Raw genomic sequence first — 17,813 nt, 5'->3', positions numbered from 1 at the left:
TGCTGGTGCGCGCCGCACGGCAGAGCGCGTTCACGGACAAGGAGATCGAGCCGCTGCGGGGCTTCGCCGCGCAGGCCGCCGTGGCGATGGAACTCGCCGAGCGACGGCGGGACGCCGAGCAGATCGCCGTCCTCGAGGACCGCGACCGCATCGCCCGCGACCTGCACGACCTCGCCATCCAGCGGCTGTTCGCCACCGGGATGACGCTGCAGAGCGCCGGCCGCCGTATCGAACAGGACGAGGCCAGGGAGCGTGTGGCCCGGGCCGTGGACGACCTGGACGAGACCATCAAGATCATCAGATCGACGATCCTCGGGCTCCGGGCACGGGACGACGCCGGCGGGGCCGGGCTGCGATCCCGGGTCGTCCAGGTGGTCGGCGAGGCGGCCCGCCTCCTGGGCTTCACGCCCACCCTCCAGATGCAGGGTCTGGTCGACACGCACACCGGCAAGGACACCGCCGACCACGTGGTCGCCGTGCTGTCCGAGTCCCTGACCAACATCGCCCGGCACGCGCGCGCCGACCGCGCCGAGATCCGCCTGGAGACCGACGGCCGAGAGCTGCGCCTGACGGTCGCCGACAACGGCGTGGGCATCCCGGCCGGGGGCCGCCGCAGCGGACTGCGGAACATGGCCGAACGCGCCGAGCACCTGGGCGGTGAGCTGCGGATCACCAGCTCACCGGGGCAGGGCACCACGCTGGACTGGTGCGTCCCGGTCGGGGAGAGCTAGTGCCCTGGCAGGCAACGTTTGCCCGTGAAGGAGCGGCGGCCGGTGCGGCGAGAGGGCGTGCCGGGCGTCGCGACGGGGCGAACGTTGCCTGCCAGGGCACTAGGGGTCGTTCCGGCGGTGCCCTCGGTGACGTGTGCCGTGGTCGGGCGTGGGGTACCCCGTGCGGAGTTGTCAGCCGTACCGGGGGTTCGGGCTCGCCACCGGCGTGGGCCGCATCCTCGGCGGACTGCTCAGGGACAGACTGCTGCGGCAGGGCGCCGACACCGTCGCACTCGGAACTCGGTGGGCGCCGACGGGAGGAGCGTCGACGTGACCGGCTGGACCTGGGAGTACGAGGGCTACGACCCCGCCGAGGCGCGGCTGAGGGAGTCGCTGTGCACCCTGGGCAACGGCTACTTCGCCACCCGGGGAGCACTGCCGGAGTGCTCCGCCGACGAGGTGCACTACCCGGGGACGTATGTGGCCGGCTGCTACAACCGGCTCACCTCCGAGGTCGCCGGACGGCGGGTCGAGAACGAGGACCTGGTCAACGTGCCCAACTGGCTGCCGCTGCGCTTCCGCCTCCCCGGCGGGCCGTGGATCGGCCCCGACACGAGCGCCGTGCTCGAACACCGCGAGATCCTGCACCTGGCCTCGGGCCTGCTGGAGCGGCTGACCCGTTACGACCTCGGGGAGGGCCGGACCCTGACGGTGCGCCAGGAACGCCTTGTGCACATGGCCGACCCTCATCTGGCCGCGCTGCGCACGGAGTTCACCGCCGACCGCTACTCGGGGCCGCTCGAGGTTGAGGCAGCGCTCGACGGCACCGTCACCAACGCGGGCGTCGCCCGCTACCGGGACCTGGACGGCCGGCACCTGACCCACGTCCACAGCGGCAGCGCCGCCCCGGGGACGGTGTGGCTGCGCTGCCGCACCCGCACCTCGGACATCCGGGTCGCGCTGGCCTCCCGGCTCCTCACCGACGCGCCCGTCCACCACCGCAAGGAGAGCGGCCGCGCCGTCCAGCACACCGTGCTGCCGCTCACGCCCGGCCACAGCGTCACCGTGGACAAGCTCGTCGCCCTGCACACCTCCCGCGACCAGGCGATCAGCGATCCCCTGCACGCCGCCGTGGACCGGGTGGGCCGGGTCGCCGGGATGGAGGAGCTGACCGGTTCGCACCGGACCGCCTGGGGTCAGCTGTGGCGGCGGGCCGAACTGGACGTGCCCGGCGAGGCGGGCACCATCCTGCGCCTGCACCTGTTCCATGTGCTGCAGACACTCTCCCCGCACACCGCCGACCTCGACGTCGGCGTGCCGGCCCGCGGACTGCACGGCGAGGCCTACCGCGGGCACGTCTTCTGGGACGAGCTGTTCGTGCTGCCCTACCTCAACCTGCACTTCCCCGAGGTGTCGCGCGCCCTGCTGCACTACCGCTACCGGCGCCTGGAGCGCGCCCGCACCGCCGCGCGGGACGCCGGCCGCAGGGGGGCGATGTATCCCTGGCAGAGCGGCAGCGACGGCCGGGAGGAGGCCCAGAAGGTCCACCTCAACCCGCGCTCGGGCCGCTGGGTGCCCGACCACTCGCACCTTCAGCACCACGTGGGCTCGGCCATCGCGTACAACGTGTGGCAGTACTCCGAGGCCAGCGGCGACTCCGAGTTCCTGCACACCGAGGGCGCCGAGATGCTCCTGCAGATCTCCCGCTTCTGGGCGGACGCCGCCGAGTACGACCCGGGGCTCGGCCGGCACCGCATCCGGGGCGTGGTCGGCCCCGACGAGTACCACGACGCCTACCCCGGCGCGGACCGCCCCGGACTGGTCGACAACGCGTACACCAACGTCACCGCGGCCTGGGTGCTCGCCCACACCCTCGACGTGCTGCGCGCCCTGCCCGAGCCGCGGCGGCGGGAACTCGACGAGCGCACGGGCCTGGACGGCGGCGAGCTCGAACAGTGGGAGGAGGTCTCCCGCACCCTCCATGTGCCGTTCCACGAAGGGGTCATCAGCCAGTTCGAGGGCTACGGCGACCTCGCGGAGCTCGACTGGCGCGCCTACCGGCGGCAGTACGGCGACATCCGCCGCCTGGACCGGATTCTGGAGGCCGAGGGGGACACCGTCAACCGCTACCAGGCCTCGAAGCAGGCGGACGTCCTGATGCTCGGGTATCTGTTCTCACCTGCCGAACTGCAAGGTCTGTTCGGCAGGTTGGGCCACGTCCTCGACGAGCGGACCTGGCGGCGCACGGTCGACTACTACCTGCACCGCACCAGCCACGGCTCCACGCTGAGCGGACTGGTGCACGGCTGGGTCCTGGCCCGGGACCGGCGGGCCGAGGCCTGGTCCTTCTGCCAGGAGGCCCTCCGGGGGGACATCGCCGACATCCAGGGCGGCACCACCGGTGAGGGCATCCATCTCGGCGCGATGGCCGGCACTCTCGACCTGGTCCAGCGCGGGCTGCCGGGCCTGGAGACCCGCAACGGCGCGCTGCGCCTGAACCCGGTGCCGCTGCCGGAGTTGTCCTCCTACGGCTTCACCGTCCGCTACCACGGCCACTGGGGCGTACGGCTGCGACTGGAACGCGGCCGGCTGGAGATCGCCGTACCGCCGAGCGGCCCGGCCCCCATCGACGTACGGCTGCCGGACCGCACGGCCCGCCTCCAGCCGGGGGAGACGGGCCACATTCCGCTCACGGACTGAAGTCCGCGGCGGGGCAGGTCAGTTGTGGAACGTGATGTATCCGTTGCCGTCCCGGTCGTTGTCCCTCTTGGTGTACGAGTGGACGTCGGCGCGGCTGCCCGACGGCTTGTACAGGTAGATCGTGTCCTTGTCGTTGTTCCACATGAAGTTGCAGTTGTCGCGGTACACGACGTTGTTCTTGTCGGAGTCGCTGCCGTTGCCCCCGCGCAGCTTCACGTAGTCGCCGGGCTGGAGGTAGTGGTTGGCGGTGAACTCGAACCAGTTCCCGGCGGCGTCCTCGACGACGTACCCCTTGAGGTTCACCGTCGACGACTTCGAGTAGTTCTTGATGGTCAGGTACTCCTGGTGGGTGTTCCCCCCGGAACACCGGTTGGAGTCGCTGCCCGGCGCGTCGTACTGGATGCCCCGGACCTTGAGCGCCGACGAGTACTCGGCGGCCTGAGCCGGAACGGCCGTCAGCGCGGCGAGCGCGCCCGCGGCGGCGGTGGTGGCGACGGCGGCAGTGCGTATCCGCATGAAGTGCTCCCCCCTCCATGACCCTTGAGTGAAGGCCATGTGGTGATTCGGTGAAGGAGATGATCGTACACAACCGGATACGCCGAGCGCCCGCCGGTCCGGGAATCGGACCGGCGGGCGCTCGGTGAGGCCGGGGGAGCGGCTCAGGCGCCGCTCTCCCGCAGCATGTCCTCGCGCTCGACGATCTTCACGCGCTCACGGCCCTGCGGCTCGCCCAGCGCCTTCTCGGCGGCGTCCAGGCGGTACCAGCCGTCCCAGGTCGTGTAGCGGATCTCGCGCTCGGCGAGGAACGCGTCCACGGCCTCGGGGGCGGGGGTTGCCGGGGTGTGCAGCCGTCCGTCCGCGTAGTCGGCCAGCAGGTTGGCCACCGTCTCGTTGGCGTCGCCCTTGGTGTGCCCGATCAGGCCCACCGGGCCGCGCCGGATCCAGCCGGTGACGTACGTGGACTGCACATGCTCGCCGGTCTCGCCGATGACCCGGCCGCCCTCGTCGGGGACGGTGCCGGAGTCGATGTCCCAGGGCAGCTTGGGGAGTTTGTCGGAGAGGTAGCCCACCGCGCGGTAGACCGCGGTGACGTCCCAGTCCTTGAACTCGCCGGTGCCCTTGACATTGCCGGTGCCGTCGAGGGCGGTGCGCTCGGTGCGCAGGCCGACGACACGGCCGTCCTCGCCGAGGATCTCCGTGGGCGACTCGAAGAAGTGCAGGTACAGCTTGTGCGGGCGGTCGCCGGCATCGCGGATCGCCCAGTTCTCCAGGGTCTTGGCGACCATGTCCGCCTGCTTGTTGCCGCGCCGGGTGGCGATCGACCCCTCGTCGTAGTCGATGTCCTCGGGGTCGACGATCACCTCGATGCTGGGGGAGTGGTCGAGCTCCCGCAGCTCCATCGGGCTGAACTTCGCCTGGGCGGGGCCGCGGCGGCCGAAGACGTGGATCTCCTTGGCCCGGTTGGCCTTGAGCCCGTCGTAGACGTTGGCCGGGATCTCGGTGGGCAGCAGCTCGTCCGCCGTCTTGGCGAGGATCCGGGCGACGTCCAGGGCGACGTTGCCGACCCCGAGCACCGCCACCTTCTCCGCCTCGAGCGGCCAGGTGCGCGGCACGTCCGGGTGGCCGTCGTACCAGGAGACGAAGTCGGCGGCGCCGTAGGAGCCGTCGAGGTCGATGCCCGGGATCGGCAGCGCGCGGTCGGCCATGGCGCCGGTGGCGAAGATCACGCCGTCGTAGAAGGCACGCAGGTCGTCGAGGTGGATGTCGGTGCCGTAGTCCACGTTGCCGAACAGGCGGATCTGCGGCTTGTCGAGGACCTGGTGCAGGGCGGTGATGATGCCCTTGATCCGCGGGTGGTCGGGGGCGACGCCGTAGCGGATCAGTCCGAACGGCGCCGGCATCCGCTCGAAGATGTCGATGGACACGCCCGGTTCGGCGGCCACGTCGGACTTGAGCAGGGCGTCGGCGGCGTAGATCCCGGCGGGGCCGGATCCGACGATGGCTACCCGCAGGGGGCGGGGCATGGTCAGTTTCCCTTCGAGCGAGGACAAGTGACTCGCCCCGAAGCCTAAACTGAGGCTTGCCTAAGTTGGTACGCGGGTCCGGTCTATGGGCTCATAAGGCCCTCTTATGACATCTCCCAGGGGATGCTTATGAGCCGGGGATCGGCTGCTCCGCCCAGATGACCTTGCCGGCGGGCAGATAGCGCGTTCCCCAGCGCTCGGCGAGCTGCGCCACCAGGAACAGGCCCCGGCCGCCCTCGTCCGTCATCGTCGCGTGGCGCAGATGCGGTGAGGTGCTGCTGCCGTCGAAGACCTCGCAGATCAGATGGCGGTCGCGCAGCATGCGCACCCGGATGGGGGTGCCGCCGTAACGGATCGCGTTGGTGACCAGCTCGCTGAGGATCAGCTCCGTGGTGAACTCCAGCTCCTGAAGGCCCCACTCGGCCAGCTTCCGGGTCACCGCCGCCCGCACCTGCGCCACGGCCGCCGGATCGGCCGGCACCGGCCACTCGGCGACACGGTCCGCGGGCAGCGCCCGGGTGCGCGCCACGATCAGCGCGATGTCGTCACCGGCCCGCGACGGGCGCCGCGACTCCAGCACCACCCTGCAGGTGTCCTCCGGGGAGTCCCCCGCCCGGGACAGCGCCTCGCGCAGCAGCTCGAGGCCCACGTCGATGTCATGCCGCCGGTCCTCGACCAGCCCGTCCGTGTACAGCACCAGCCGGCTGCCCTCCGGCAGCTCCAGCTCGGCCGTCTCGAACGGCAGCCCGCCGAGCCCCAGCGGGGGGCCCGCGGGCACGTCCCAGTACTCCACCCGCCCGTCCGGATGGATCAGGGCGGGCGGCGGATGACCCGCCCGGGCCACGCTGCAGCGCCGGGACACCGGGTCGTACACGGCGTACAGACAGGTCGCCCCGGTCACCGGCGCGCTGTGCTCCTCGTGGGCCTCGTCCTGGTCGATGCGCCCCACCAGTTCGTCGAGCAGGCCGAGCAGTTCGTCAGGCGGCAGGTCGAGGGCGGAGAAGTTGTGCACGGCGGTCCGCAGCCGCCCCATGGTGGCCGCGGCGTGCAGGCCGTGACCGACGACGTCGCCGACCACCAGCGCCACCCGGGTGCCCGACAGCGGAAGCACGTCGAACCAGTCGCCGCCCACCCCGGCCTGCGCGGGCAGATAGCGGTAGGCGATCTCCAGGGCGCTCTGCTCGGGCAGGGTGCGCGGCAGCAGGCTGCGCTGGAGCGTCACCGCCATGCTGTGCTCGCGCGTGTAGCGGCGGGCGTTGTCGATGGACACCGCGGCCCGCGCCACCAGCTCCTCCGCCAGCGCCACCTCCTCGCCGTCGAACGGCTGCGGCCGCTCGGAGCGCCAGAAGCTCACCACGCCCAGCGTCACCGCACCGGCCCGCAGCGGTACGGCGATCAGCGAGTGGACGCCGTACGCGACGACCTGCGCGGAGCGTTCCGCGTCCTGCGCCTGCCAGCCCGGCGCGTCGGCGAGCCGGGGCTCGAGCACCGCCCGCCCACCGGCGAGGGCACGGCCCTGCGGCGACGACTCGACGAACCGGATCGTCTCGCCCACCGGGTACAGCGGGGCGTCCTTGCGGATCCCGGCCAGCGCCGTGCGGCGCACCGCGCTGGCCGCGTCCGGCTGCCCGCCGGCCAGCACCGACTCGAACAGGTCCACGGTGGCGAAGTCGGCGAACCGGGGCACCGCCAGTTCCGTCAGCTCCTCGGCCGTACGGGTGACGTCCAGGCTGGTGCCGATGCCCACGCCGGCGTCGTACAGCATGTCGAGCCGCTCCCGGGCCTCCTCGGCGCGGCCGGACAGGGCCCGCAGCTCGGTGGAGTCGCGGACGGTCGCGACGCTGCCGGGCGGTCCGCCGGCCCGGTCGGTGGGCCGCTGGTTGACGGCCAGCAGCCGGTCGCCGACCAGATGCACCTCGTCCGTGGCGACCCGCCCGGAGGACAGCAGCTCGGCGGTGCCGGGATCCAGGTCCAGTTCGAGGACGTGCCGGCCCTCCGCGTCCTCGGGCAGCCGCAGCAGCCGGTGGGCCTCGTCGTTGGCCAGCATCAGCGTGCCGTCGCCGCCGACGATGACGACGCCCTCGCGCACGGCGTGCAGCACCGCGTCGTGGTGCTCGTACATCCGGGTCATCTCGTGCGGGCCCAGCCCGTGGGTCTGCCGCAGCAGCCGCCTGCTGACCAGGGCGGCGCCGGCGGTGGCCAGGGCGAGTGCGACGGCCGCGGCGGCCAGCACCAGCGGCAACTGGTGGTCGGCGGCCCCGCCGACGCGCTCGGTGGTGATGCCGGCGGACACCAGGCCCACGACGGTGCCGTCGCCGTCCTTCACCGGCACCACCGCCTGCACCAGCTCGCCGATGGTGCCGTCGATCTCCTCCACCACGGGCTCGCCCCGCAGCGCGGGCTCCAGGGTGCCGACGAACTGTCTGCCGATACGGTCCGGCCTGGGGTGCGTGTAGCGGATGCCCTCGGTGTTCATGACGACGACGAAGTCGACCTTCGCCTGCATGCGCACGGCCTCGGCCTGCGGCTGGAGTACGGCCGTGGGGTCGGGTGCGTCCAGTGCCTCGACGATGCCGGGCGAGTTGGCGAAGGTCTCCGCGACGGCCAGGGAACGGTTGCGGGCCTCCTGGGTGCTGTCCCGCCGCACTTGCAGCACCAGCGCGACGACGGCGGCCGCGACCAGCAGCACCACGATCACCACATGCAGCACGAACACCTGTCCGGCGACGCTGCGCCCGCTCAGCACCGACCGCAGCCCCGCCACCGGACGCCACCGCCGCCCACCACCCCGCTCCCCCCGCGCGGACGCCGCCGCCACGGGCCGCAGAGGCGGCCGGTCCGTGGATCGACCCATGAGTCGGACCATGTGCCATGTCTACACTGCCCCGCCACCCGAGGCGAGAGCCACCACCCCCACGGGCCGCGTCCCGCGCCGCCGGAGCAGGGGTCGGGGACAAGGGGACCCGAGACAGCGGTCCCTGGGCGCGGCGCGGCCTCCGGGGCCGGGGTTCGTGGATCGCGGTTTCCGGGGCTGCGGGTTGCGGCAGCCGGACCGTGGTCGTCGGGCCGTGGTTTCCAGGGTCGTAGTGCGTGGTTCGGGGGTTCCGGGGCCGTGGTTCTCGGGTCGCGGTTTCCAGGGTTGTAGTGCGTGGTTCGGGGGTTCCGGGACCGTGGTTCTCGGGGCGCGGTCTCCAGGGCCGTGGTTCGTGGGGCGGGGTTCCCGGGGCCCGCGTACTCGGGGCGCGGTGTTCGAGGCAGTGGTCCCGGGGTGCGTGTTCCGGGGGCGTGGTCGGTGGGTCGCGCGCGGCCGACCCCCAGGCGGCCGCGCGCGACCCTCCCCCCTGCGCGCGGCTCGTCCCCCGAATCCGCGCGCCTCTGGTGAGTGGTCGGTCCGGGTCGGGTGCCCGGTGGGGTCAGCGGGACAGTGCGTGGGCCAGTTCTGTCGAGGCGCGGGCGATCTCGGTGTCCGGCTCGTCGAGGAGCCGGTTCAGGTCGTCGGCGCGGGCCCGTACCGCCTGGCGAGCCGCGCGCTCCCACGCCACCGGGTTCTCGCGGTGATTGAGCAGCTTGGGATACGCGGCGGCGGTGCTCTCCCACTGGCGGGCGTCCGCGATGGCCCGCAGCAGCTGGATGATCTGGGCGCGGCAGGTGACATGCGGAAGCTGCGCCAGCTCCCAGAGGAAGGGAACGGTGGCCGCCGTCGCCTGCTCCACGACGAAGCCGTACTGGCAGATCCGCCGGCGAAGATCCTCCAGGGCGGCCCGGGCGGTCTCGGCGTCGCCCCAGGCGATGCCGTTGAGCAGCAGGGGGATCGCAGCCGCCGATCCGGTGGAGTCCTGGATGTCCGCCCACGGCACTCGGGACAGTGCCGTGAGGGGCGTGGTCCGTGCCACTCCGGTGGGGGACGTGTGGCGCACAGGGCGCTCGCTGCTCGGCTGTTCCGTCGAAGCGCTGCGCATGGCTGGATGCCTTTCCGCGGCAGTCGTGTCAGGTGGGCGGGTGCGTCGGGCGGGTCGACAACCGGGCCCAGACCGTCTTGCCCGCCGGCGGGGTGGGGGTCCAGCCCCACGCCTCGCTGAGGGCGTCGACGATGCCCAGGCCCCGGCCGTGCTGCTCCAGGGTGGAGGCGGGGGTGTGCACGGGCGGACGGTCGTCGGGGTCGGAGACGGTCAGCAGCAGGTGCCCCGGGTCCAGCCGGAGACCGAGCCGGACGTCGGACGCACCCGCGCCCCACACTGCCGCGTGGGTCGCGGCGTTGGCGGCGAGCTCCGAGATCACGAGGGTGGCGTCGTCGCAGCGGTGGCCGAGCGACCAGGTCCGCAGGGTCTCCCGGGTGAAGGAGCGGGCCCGCGCGAGGCCCTCCCGGCTGCACTCGATGCGCAACCCCGCCGCGCGTGTCGCGGCCCCGGCCGTCCACGGCTCCGAGCGTACCGCCACGCCGGGCGGGCGGAGCACGGGATGCGCAGGTGATGACACGTCATCTCCCCGATGCGACGTCAGGTCTGGGCGCCAACAAGGGGGTTGACGCCCCCGTTATTATCCACGCTGACAGCGTCCGCGTGCAATTGCACGAGAAATTGCGTGGGTTTTTTTCGGCCGGGCGCGTACGAACAGCAAGGAGACAGCGGTGCCAGGAGTGCGGAACGGAGTGCGGGCGAGCCAGCTGGACGTCCGCTGGATCAAAAGCCGGCACAGCAACGCCGAGGGCAACTGCGTGGAGGTGGCCCCGCTGACCGGCGGCGCCGTCGCGCTGCGCAACTCCCGTGATCCTGACGGGCCCGCGCTGGTCTACACGGCCGCGGAACTGGCCGCGTTCCTGGCCGGCGCCAAGGACGGCGAGTTCGACCACCTGGTGTGAGCCGCGGGCGCTCCGGGGCCCGGCGGCGCGAACCCCGCCTCGGGGTCGGCGCCCAGGGAGCGGAGGGCAACTCCTCACTTCCGTAAGGCTTCTGCGGGTGATGCGGTGCGGCGGGATGAGGTGCGATAGTGTAAATCGCCCTTGTGCCGGTCTGCTGGGAGTCAGGATGTCCGCCGCGTCGTCGCATCGCATCTCCCGTCTGGAACCCTATCTGGACAGGCCAGAGCCGGCTCCGACCCTGCTGAAGATGCTGGTCGGAGTGCAGCTCGCAGGCTTCCGTGAGGATGCCGGTCTGGCCCAGGACCAGGCGGCACGCGCCGTCGGTTTCAGCGCGGCGAAGTTGTCCCGCATCGAGTCGGGTAAGGGCCGCCGCCCGCCGACCGAGGCGGACGTGCGCAAGCTGCTCCAGCTCTACGGCACGGACGACTACGAGGCGTCGGTGCTGCTCAAGCTGCTCCAGCGGGCCGGTGAACCGGGCTGGTGGCAGCGATACGACAAGCGGCTGATGCCCGAGTGGTTCGACCGCCTGGTGGGGCTGCAGGAGGCCGCCGCCACCATCCGTACCTTCGAGATCCAGTACGTGCCGGGCCTGTTGCAGACCGCCGCCTACACCCGCGCCGTGGTCGAACGCGGCCTGCCCAACGCCCCGGCCGGCGAGGTGCAGCGCCGCGTCGAACTGCGCATGCGGCGTGCCGAACTGCTGTCGCGGGCGGGCGCCCCTCAACTGTGGGCGATCATCGACGAGTCCGTCCTGCTGCGGGTGCTGGGCAGCCCCGAGGTGATGCGCGAGCAGCTCCAGCACCTCGTGACGATGGCCGAACGCCCCAACGTCACCGTGCAGATCGTGCCGCTGAGCGTGACCAACGCGTCGGCTCCGGCCATCCCGGTGACGTATCTGCGCTTCGGCGGTCTCGATCTGCCCGACGTGGTCTACCTGGAGCACATCAGGAGCGCCAACTTCCTTGAGGACCGCGACGAGACGGAGGAGTACCGGATCGCGCTGGACCGGCTCGCCGACGAGGCCCTCAAGCCCCGTGAGTCGCTCGAACTGCTGCGCAGCACGATGGAACAGCGCTATCCGGCGTCGTAGGAGACCGGCATCGTAAGGGACACCCGCTCGTGCGCGACGCCCCTCGACGGACCCGCGTGGTCCGGCGAGGGGCGTCGTTGCGTCGGGGGTCCGGCTACGGCACGCGGCCGACGCCGCCGAACTCGATCCACTCGTCGGTGAGCTGACGGGGCGCCACCTCGGTGTCCGGACGCCAGGTCGAGACCTCCACCAGGCCCGGCTCCAGGATCTCCAGACCCTCGAAGTACGCCTCCACGTCCTTCTCCTCGCGGACCCGGCCCCAGTGCCCCTGGGTCACCTGGTCCATGAAGTTCGTGACGAACTCACGGACCTTCGGGTCGTCGCTGACCAGCTGGCACATCACCATGAAGCTGCCGGGAGCGAGCCGTTCGCGCACCCGGCGGGCCACCGCGAGCGGGCCGTCCGTGTCGCTGTCCGGGATGCAGTGGAACACCGAGTTGAACAGCACGCACACCGGCTGCGAGAAGTCGATCAGGCGCTGGGTCTCCGGGTGGGAGAAGATCTCGTCGGTGGAGCGCATGTCGGCGTGGATGACGGCCGTGCGCTCGTCCTGCTCCAGCAGGGCCCGGCCGTGCACCAGCACCATCGGGTCGTTGTCGACGTACACCACATGCGTGCTCGGATCGATCCGCTGGGCGACCTGGTGCACGTTCTCCTGGGTGGGCAGACCGGAGCCGTGGTCCAGGAACTGGCGGATTCCGTACTCCTGCGCGAGCGTGCGCACCACCCGCTGGAGGAAACGCCGGTTGTTCAGCGCGAGACGGCGCGTGCTGGGCACGACCTTGTCGAGCTCCTCGACCGCCGCGCGGTCGGCCGCGTAGTTGTCCTTGCCGCCCAGGTAGTAGTCGTACATGCGCGCCGCCGTCGGCACCGTTGCGTCGATCTCGGTGGACAGCTGCTTACCACTGTGCATCGTTCCCCCTGCGGAGTACCGCGCCAACTGGACTGGCTGGACAGGGATTACATCCTAGGGAGGCGCGTACGCGGCGTGCCAGCCCGTCGGCGAACAAGCCCCCGACGAACGACGCGCCCGTCACCGCCGGTGTCCGTGCGTGCCGTGGTCGTCACTCACGGTGCCGCATCGACCGCTGGGGGCGGGGTGCTCGCCGGGCACAGTCGTTCCCGCACGGGAGGTCGCAGCGTGCCCAGCCCGGCAGACCGGATCGCCGACCCCTGGGGTGCCCGGACCCTGCGCGCCCTGCACGGCGACGAACGCGGTCTGGAGCACGACCTGCCGGCCGCGGCGGCCCGCCACCGCGCCGAGCACGAGTTCCACCACGTCGCCATCGACGTCGCGCACTGGTCCCGGGAACACACCGAGCGGCTCGCCGAGGCCGGCCGCGATCACGGCCTCGACCTGCCCGGCCCGCGCGACCATCCTGCGTCCGCCGCGCTCAACGCCCTGCGCGAGAAGGCGTCCGAGGCCCTGGGCCGCCGCCCTGAGACGGGCCTGCTCCTGCTGCACGACCTGCGGGACCTGCACCTGGCCGCCGCCCGCAACTCCCTGCACTGGGAGATGCTCGCCCAGGCGGCCCAGGCCACCCGCGACGAGCGGCTGCTCGCCCTGGTGTCCTCCTGCCACCCGCGGACCCTGCGCCAGATGCGCTGGACCAAACACCATGATCCAGGTGCTCTCCCCGCAGCTCCTCACCAGCGCCTGACCGGCGGCCCGGTCGCCTGCGCGGCCACCCCGTACCCCGCTATGGTCGGATTCGTCCCTCCGGTGTGCCGCGCCGGGCGGGACGGTGGGCCGATCGAGCCGCTTCCCGGGATGGCGCCATGCATGACTCGGACGACAACTACCCCTACGACCTCGGCACCTACAGCCGACCCGTGACCACCACCTCCGCGACGGCCCAGCGCTGGTTCGACCGCGGACTGCTGTGGACCTACGCGTTCCACCACGAGGAGGCCGTCGCCTGCTTCGAGCGCGCCGCCGCGGCCGACCCGGACTGCGCCATGGCGTACTGGGGCATCGCCTACGCCCTCGGCCCCAACTACAACAAGCCCTGGGAGGCCTTCGACGGCGACGAACTCGTCCGCACCGTCGAGCGCACCCACACCGCGGTGGAGCGCGCGCACGAGAAGGCCGCCCGCGCCACCCCGGTCGAACGGGCCCTCATCGGCGCCCTGCGCGCCCGCTACCCGCAGGCCGAGGCCGTACCCGACTGCTCGGTGTGGAACGAGCCGTACGCGGACGCCATGCGCGCCGTGTACGACGGCGCCCCCGACGACCTCGACGTGGCCACGCTGTGCGCCGACGCGGCCATGAACCTCACCCCCTGGCAGCTGTGGGACCTGCCCACCGGCCGCCCCGCCGAGGGCGCCCGCACGATCGAGGCCAAGGCCGTCCTCGACCGGGCCCTTGCCACCGAGGCCGGCGCCGCCCACCCCGGCGTCCTGCACCTCTACATCCACCTGATGGAGATGTCCCCCACGCCGGAAGCGGCGCTCACCGTCGCCGACCGGCTGCGCGGAGCCGTCCCCGACGCCGGGCACCTGCACCACATGCCCTCGCACCTGGAGGTGCTGTGCGGCGACTACCGGCGCGTCGTCTCGGACAACACCCGGGCGATCGCCGCCGACGAGAAGTACCTCCAGCGCGCCGGCGCCATGAACTTCTACACCCTCTACCGGGCCCACAACATCCACTTCAAGATCTACGGCGCCATGTTCCTGGGCGCCTCGCAGGTGGCCCTCGACGCCGCCGCGCAGCTCGAGGCGGCCATCCCCGAGAAGCTGCTGCGGGTGCAGAGCCCCCCGATGGCCGACTGGCTCGAAGGCTTCCTTGCGATGCGCGTCCACGTCCTGATCCGCTTCGGACGCTGGGACGACATCCTGGCGCTGCCCTTCCCCGACGACCCCGAGCTGTACTCCGTCACCACAGCGATGCTCCACTACGCCCGCGGCGTCGCCCTCTCCGCGACCGGCGCCGTCGACAGGGCCGAGGCCGAACGGCAGGAGTTCCGCTCGGCGGTCGAGAGGGTCCCGGAGTCGCGCATGCTGTTCAACAACACCTGCCGGGACATCCTCGCCGTCGCGTCGGCCATGCTGGACGGCGAACTCGACTACCGCAGGGGCGACTTCGAGGCGGCCTTCGCCGCGCTGGAGCGGGCCGTCGAACTCGACGACAACCTTCCCTACGACGAGCCCTGGGGCTGGATGCAGCCCACCCGGCACGCGCTGGGCGCGCTCCTGCTGGAGCAGGGCCGCGTGGCCGAGGCCGAGGCGGTCTACCGCGCGGACCTCGGTCTCGACGCGACACTGCCCCGCCCCCTGCAACACCCGGGGAACGTCTGGGCGTTGCACGGGTTCCACGAGTGCCTGGTGCGCGGCGGCAGGCACGGGGAGGCGGCGATCGTGGCCCAGCAGCTCACCCGGGCCACCGCCCTCGCGGACGTGCCGATCGACCGTTCCTGCTTCTGCCGGCTCGACGCCGGCCACGGTCAGCACCCCGCGAACTCTCGGGACGAGGACGGTTGCTGCCACTGAGCCGGCGCGTGATCGGCCGGCCCGGTGCCTCAGGAGCCCTCAGCGGGAGGACTCCATCACCGCCTGGAACGACTTCATACAGGGGAAGCAGTGCCGGTCGGTCGCGTGGCGCCGACGGGACTCCTCATCCTCCTTCTCCACTCCGCACAGCGTGGTCGTCCTGTCCGTGGTCAGGACATGCCACACCGGCTCTCCCGAAGTGTCTGCACCGCACCACATCTCGTGCATTCCCAGCTCCCTCCGGGTAGGCATGGAGGCCGCTTCCATCTGAGCACGGCCCCGTCCCGGACGGCCTGCCGGGACGGCCATGCGGGTGACATCGTCCATGGGGTGGCACATCGGCGGGCCGGGCCGGATGCTGGAGACGTGACGACGAAGGCGCCGATCGTGGTACACCCGCCGCTCGGCACGGGCGGACGACGGGTGACGGTGCGCGGCGAGATCGTCGGGCTCGCGAACTCCGACCGGGACGTGGTCGAGTTCCTGCGGCGCGCGGGGCTGCCGGAGGGGGAGCGGCTGCTGGACGACCCGGCGTGGGTGAAGTGGGTCGGCGGCCGGGCGCACGTGTACGACGCGGCGTGATCGCGGCGCTCGCCTCGGCTCCCGACGGTCACCGTCGGCGCCGACTCCGACGGTGACCGCCAACCTCCTATACCCCCGCATTCCTCCGGCATGCGGTCCCCCACGCCCGCCGCGGCCCGGCCCGCCGCGCGACGAGACCGGTGAGATTGCCGATCCCCGGTCACACCCTCCTCTCCGACAGTGGCACGGCCAGCCCATCGGCGGCGCCCCCGGCCGGCGCACGGACGCGTCCCGCGTCGTACCCCCGTGCCCCGGCCGGCGGGCGGCCCGCCGCCACAGAGAGGACCACTCGTCGTGCAGCAGCACCCCCACAGCAGCAGCGACCAGGCCGACGCCCCGCTCCCGCGCCGTCACGTCCGGCGCAGGCCGACCGGCAGGCTCGCCGGATTCGCCACCGCTCTCACCGCGGCCGTGGTCGGTCTCACCACCCTCACCGGGCCCGGCGCCCAGGCCGCCGACAACCCCTACGAGCGTGGTCCGGCGCCGACCGAGTCCAGCATCGAGGCGTCGCGCGGCCCGTACGCCGTGTCGCAGGTCTCCGTCTCCTCGCTGTCCGTCAGCGGCTTCGGCGGCGGCACCATCTACTACCCGACCAGCACCGCCGACGGCACCTTCGGCGCGGTCGCCATCTCACCCGGCTACACCGCCTACGAGTCGTCGATCGCCTGGCTGGGACCGCGGCTGGCCTCCCAGGGCTTCGTCGTCTTCACCATCGACACCAACACCACGCTCGACCAGCCCGCCTCGCGCGGTGACCAGCTGCTGGCCGCGCTGGACTACCTGACCCAGCGCAGCTCGGTCCGCAGCCGGGTCGACAGCAGCCGGCTCGGCGTGATGGGCCACTCCATGGGCGGCGGCGGCAGCCTCGAGGCCGCCAAGGACCGGCCCTCCCTCCAGGCGGCGATCCCGCTGACCCCGTGGAACCTCGACAAGACCTGGCCCGAACTGCGGACCCCCACGCTGATCTTCGGCGCCGACGGCGACACGATCGCGCCCGTCTCCAGCCACTCCGAGCCGTTCTACAGCGGGCTGCCGTCCTCGCTGGACCGGGCGTACATCGAACTGAACAGCGCCACGCACTTCACGCCCAACACGTCGAACACGACGATCGCGAAGTACAGCATTTCCTGGCTGAAGCGGTTCATCGACAACGACACCCGCTACGAGCAGTTCCTGTGCCCGCTGCCGCGGCCCAGCCTGACCATCGAGGAGTCGCGGGGCAACTGCCCGCACACCTCCTGACATACCTGCCCCTCCGGGGGAGACGGTGGCGGTCCGCGCACGGTGCGGGCCGCCACCGGCGCTTGTGCGCGTGCACCGCCGCGCGCGGCCCGCGTTGGGAGGCGGCACACTCCGCGGGCCGTGGCGGGGCCGAAAACGCCCTGGTGGAACGGTGGTTGAAGCTTGTTCGACGCGTGGACGCGCACCTTCCACCTTGCGTTACGCGTAAGTAACGTCGCGGGAATGACCGGACAGACGACCCCGGGAACCGTACCGCTCGCGTACCGCGCGGCTGCACGGCGGCAGGCGCTCGCCGAGCTGCTGGACGGGCTGCGCGCCGATGGCGGCGTGCGTGTGGTGACCGGCGAACCGGGCTGCGGCCGTACCGAGTTCCTCGCGTCCGCCGCGCGCTCCTTCTCTGCCGGACCGGTTCGACTCGTCCGGGCCGATCCGGCAGGCACCCTCCAGCCGTACAGCGGCCTGCACACCCTGCTGCGCGCCGCCGGTGGCTCCGTCCACGTCCGCGGCGACGGTACGGAGGGCGAGGCGCTCCTCGACGCGCTGCGGGCGGCGGCCGCCGGGTCACCCCTCCTGGTGTGCGTGGACGACGCCCACCTCTGGGACGCCGCATCGCGGGCCGCGCTGGGGGAGGCGGCGCGTGGGATGCATGCGGCGCCTGGAGGTCTGGGGTTGCTGCTGACCGTGCCGGGGCACCGGCCGGTCGACCGGGAGTTCGAAGGCCTGCCGGTGCTGCGCCTCGGCCCGCTCGACACCGGCGAGGCGTTCCGCCTCCTCGACGAGGTGACCGACGGGGCGGTCGACCCCGGGGTCCGCGACGAGTTGGTGCGGGAAGCGGCGGGCAACCCCGCGTTGCTGCTGGCCGTGACCCACCGCCTGACCCCGGCCCAGCTCACCGGCCACGCCCCGCTGCCGCGTCCCCTGGCCGACACGGAGATCCTCACGACGGTGGTGGGCGGCCACCTGACCGCCGTACACCCCGCCCAGGCCGACGTGTTACTGACCACGGCGGCGGCCCTCCGGGCGACCCACGAGCCGGATGTGGACGAGGAGTTGGTGAGACGAGCGGCAGCACGCTTGGGGCGCCGGTCTCGCGTGGGGGAGGTGGACGGAGGCGG

At 72.3% G+C, this 17,813-nt stretch carries 13 protein-coding genes and 2 pseudogenes; 9 read left to right on the top strand and 6 right to left on the bottom strand.

Annotated features, from left to right (window positions below; all coding sequences use genetic code 11):
- Together N4P33_RS20215 and N4P33_RS20210 are read left to right on the top strand one after the other, a co-directional pair.
- Window positions 1-731: sensor histidine kinase (locus N4P33_RS20215; RefSeq protein ID WP_260828049.1), on the top strand; the 731-nt coding region annotated here is incomplete at its 5' end.
- 309 nt (window positions 732-1,040) lie between these two features.
- Window positions 1,041-3,410, top strand: a complete 2,370-nt coding sequence (locus N4P33_RS20210; protein ID WP_260828048.1) for a glycoside hydrolase family 65 protein — start codon at window positions 1,041-1,043, stop codon at window positions 3,408-3,410.
- An 18-nt stretch (window positions 3,411-3,428) separates the two neighbouring features.
- Here the strand turns inward: N4P33_RS20210 and N4P33_RS20205 are convergent, their stop codons facing one another.
- The 5 genes from N4P33_RS20205 to N4P33_RS20185 form a co-directional block, all read right to left on the bottom strand.
- A complete protein-coding gene (locus N4P33_RS20205; protein ID WP_260828047.1) occupies window positions 3,429-3,926 on the bottom strand; it encodes a lamin tail domain-containing protein in 498 nt (165 codons plus the stop codon).
- A 143-nt stretch (window positions 3,927-4,069) separates the two neighbouring features.
- On the bottom strand, window positions 4,070-5,434 hold the full coding sequence (locus N4P33_RS20200) for an FAD-dependent oxidoreductase (protein ID WP_260828046.1): 1,365 nt from the start codon (window positions 5,432-5,434) through the stop codon (window positions 4,070-4,072).
- A gap of 127 nt (window positions 5,435-5,561) precedes the next feature.
- Window positions 5,562-8,288 carry a SpoIIE family protein phosphatase/ATP-binding protein gene (locus N4P33_RS20195; RefSeq protein WP_260828045.1) on the bottom strand — a complete coding sequence of 909 codons (2,727 nt, stop codon included), beginning with the start codon at window positions 8,286-8,288 and terminating at the stop codon, window positions 5,562-5,564.
- 559 nt (window positions 8,289-8,847) lie between these two features.
- Window positions 8,848-9,393 (bottom strand): hypothetical protein, encoded by a 546-nt coding sequence (locus tag N4P33_RS20190; protein WP_260828044.1) that lies wholly within the window; start codon window positions 9,391-9,393, stop codon window positions 8,848-8,850.
- 28 nt (window positions 9,394-9,421) lie between these two features.
- A complete protein-coding gene (locus tag N4P33_RS20185) occupies window positions 9,422-9,910 on the bottom strand; it encodes an ATP-binding protein (RefSeq protein WP_260828043.1) in 489 nt (162 codons plus the stop codon).
- A 151-nt stretch (window positions 9,911-10,061) separates the two neighbouring features.
- On the opposite strand from N4P33_RS20185, the gene N4P33_RS20180 reads away from it, so the two are divergent.
- Together N4P33_RS20180 and N4P33_RS20175 are read left to right on the top strand one after the other, a co-directional pair.
- Window positions 10,062-10,292 carry a DUF397 domain-containing protein gene (locus tag N4P33_RS20180; protein WP_260828042.1) on the top strand — a complete coding sequence of 77 codons (231 nt, stop codon included), beginning with the start codon at window positions 10,062-10,064 and terminating at the stop codon, window positions 10,290-10,292.
- A gap of 166 nt (window positions 10,293-10,458) precedes the next feature.
- Window positions 10,459-11,382, top strand: a complete 924-nt coding sequence (locus N4P33_RS20175) for a helix-turn-helix transcriptional regulator (protein WP_260828041.1) — start codon at window positions 10,459-10,461, stop codon at window positions 11,380-11,382.
- A 94-nt stretch (window positions 11,383-11,476) separates the two neighbouring features.
- Here N4P33_RS20175 and N4P33_RS20170 read toward each other — a convergent pair whose 3' ends face one another.
- On the bottom strand, window positions 11,477-12,295 hold the full coding sequence (locus tag N4P33_RS20170) for an SAM-dependent methyltransferase (RefSeq protein WP_260828040.1): 819 nt from the start codon (window positions 12,293-12,295) through the stop codon (window positions 11,477-11,479).
- 249 nt (window positions 12,296-12,544) lie between these two features.
- On the opposite strand from N4P33_RS20170, the pseudogene N4P33_RS20165 reads away from it, so the two are divergent.
- From N4P33_RS20165 to N4P33_RS20145, 5 genes and pseudogenes are all read left to right on the top strand, one after another.
- Window positions 12,545-13,043, top strand: a pseudogene (locus tag N4P33_RS20165) (hypothetical protein).
- Between the two features lie 118 nt (window positions 13,044-13,161).
- Window positions 13,162-14,874 carry a hypothetical protein gene (locus tag N4P33_RS20160; protein WP_260828039.1) on the top strand — a complete coding sequence of 571 codons (1,713 nt, stop codon included), beginning with the start codon at window positions 13,162-13,164 and terminating at the stop codon, window positions 14,872-14,874.
- A gap of 387 nt (window positions 14,875-15,261) precedes the next feature.
- Complete coding sequence (locus N4P33_RS20155; protein ID WP_260828051.1) at window positions 15,262-15,456, top strand: hypothetical protein; 195 nt, start codon at window positions 15,262-15,264, stop codon at window positions 15,454-15,456.
- A gap of 294 nt (window positions 15,457-15,750) precedes the next feature.
- Complete coding sequence (locus tag N4P33_RS20150) at window positions 15,751-16,698, top strand: alpha/beta hydrolase (protein ID WP_399029806.1); 948 nt, start codon at window positions 15,751-15,753, stop codon at window positions 16,696-16,698.
- A gap of 222 nt (window positions 16,699-16,920) precedes the next feature.
- Window positions 16,921-17,813: pseudogene (locus N4P33_RS20145) on the top strand (LuxR family transcriptional regulator); the annotation flags it as partial.

Source organism: Streptomyces sp. 15-116A (assembly GCF_025290915.1).
Classification (GTDB): domain Bacteria; phylum Actinomycetota; class Actinomycetes; order Streptomycetales; family Streptomycetaceae; genus Streptomyces.
Note: the sequence above shows the minus strand (reverse complement) of the source record. Positions and strands in the feature narration are given on the sequence as shown.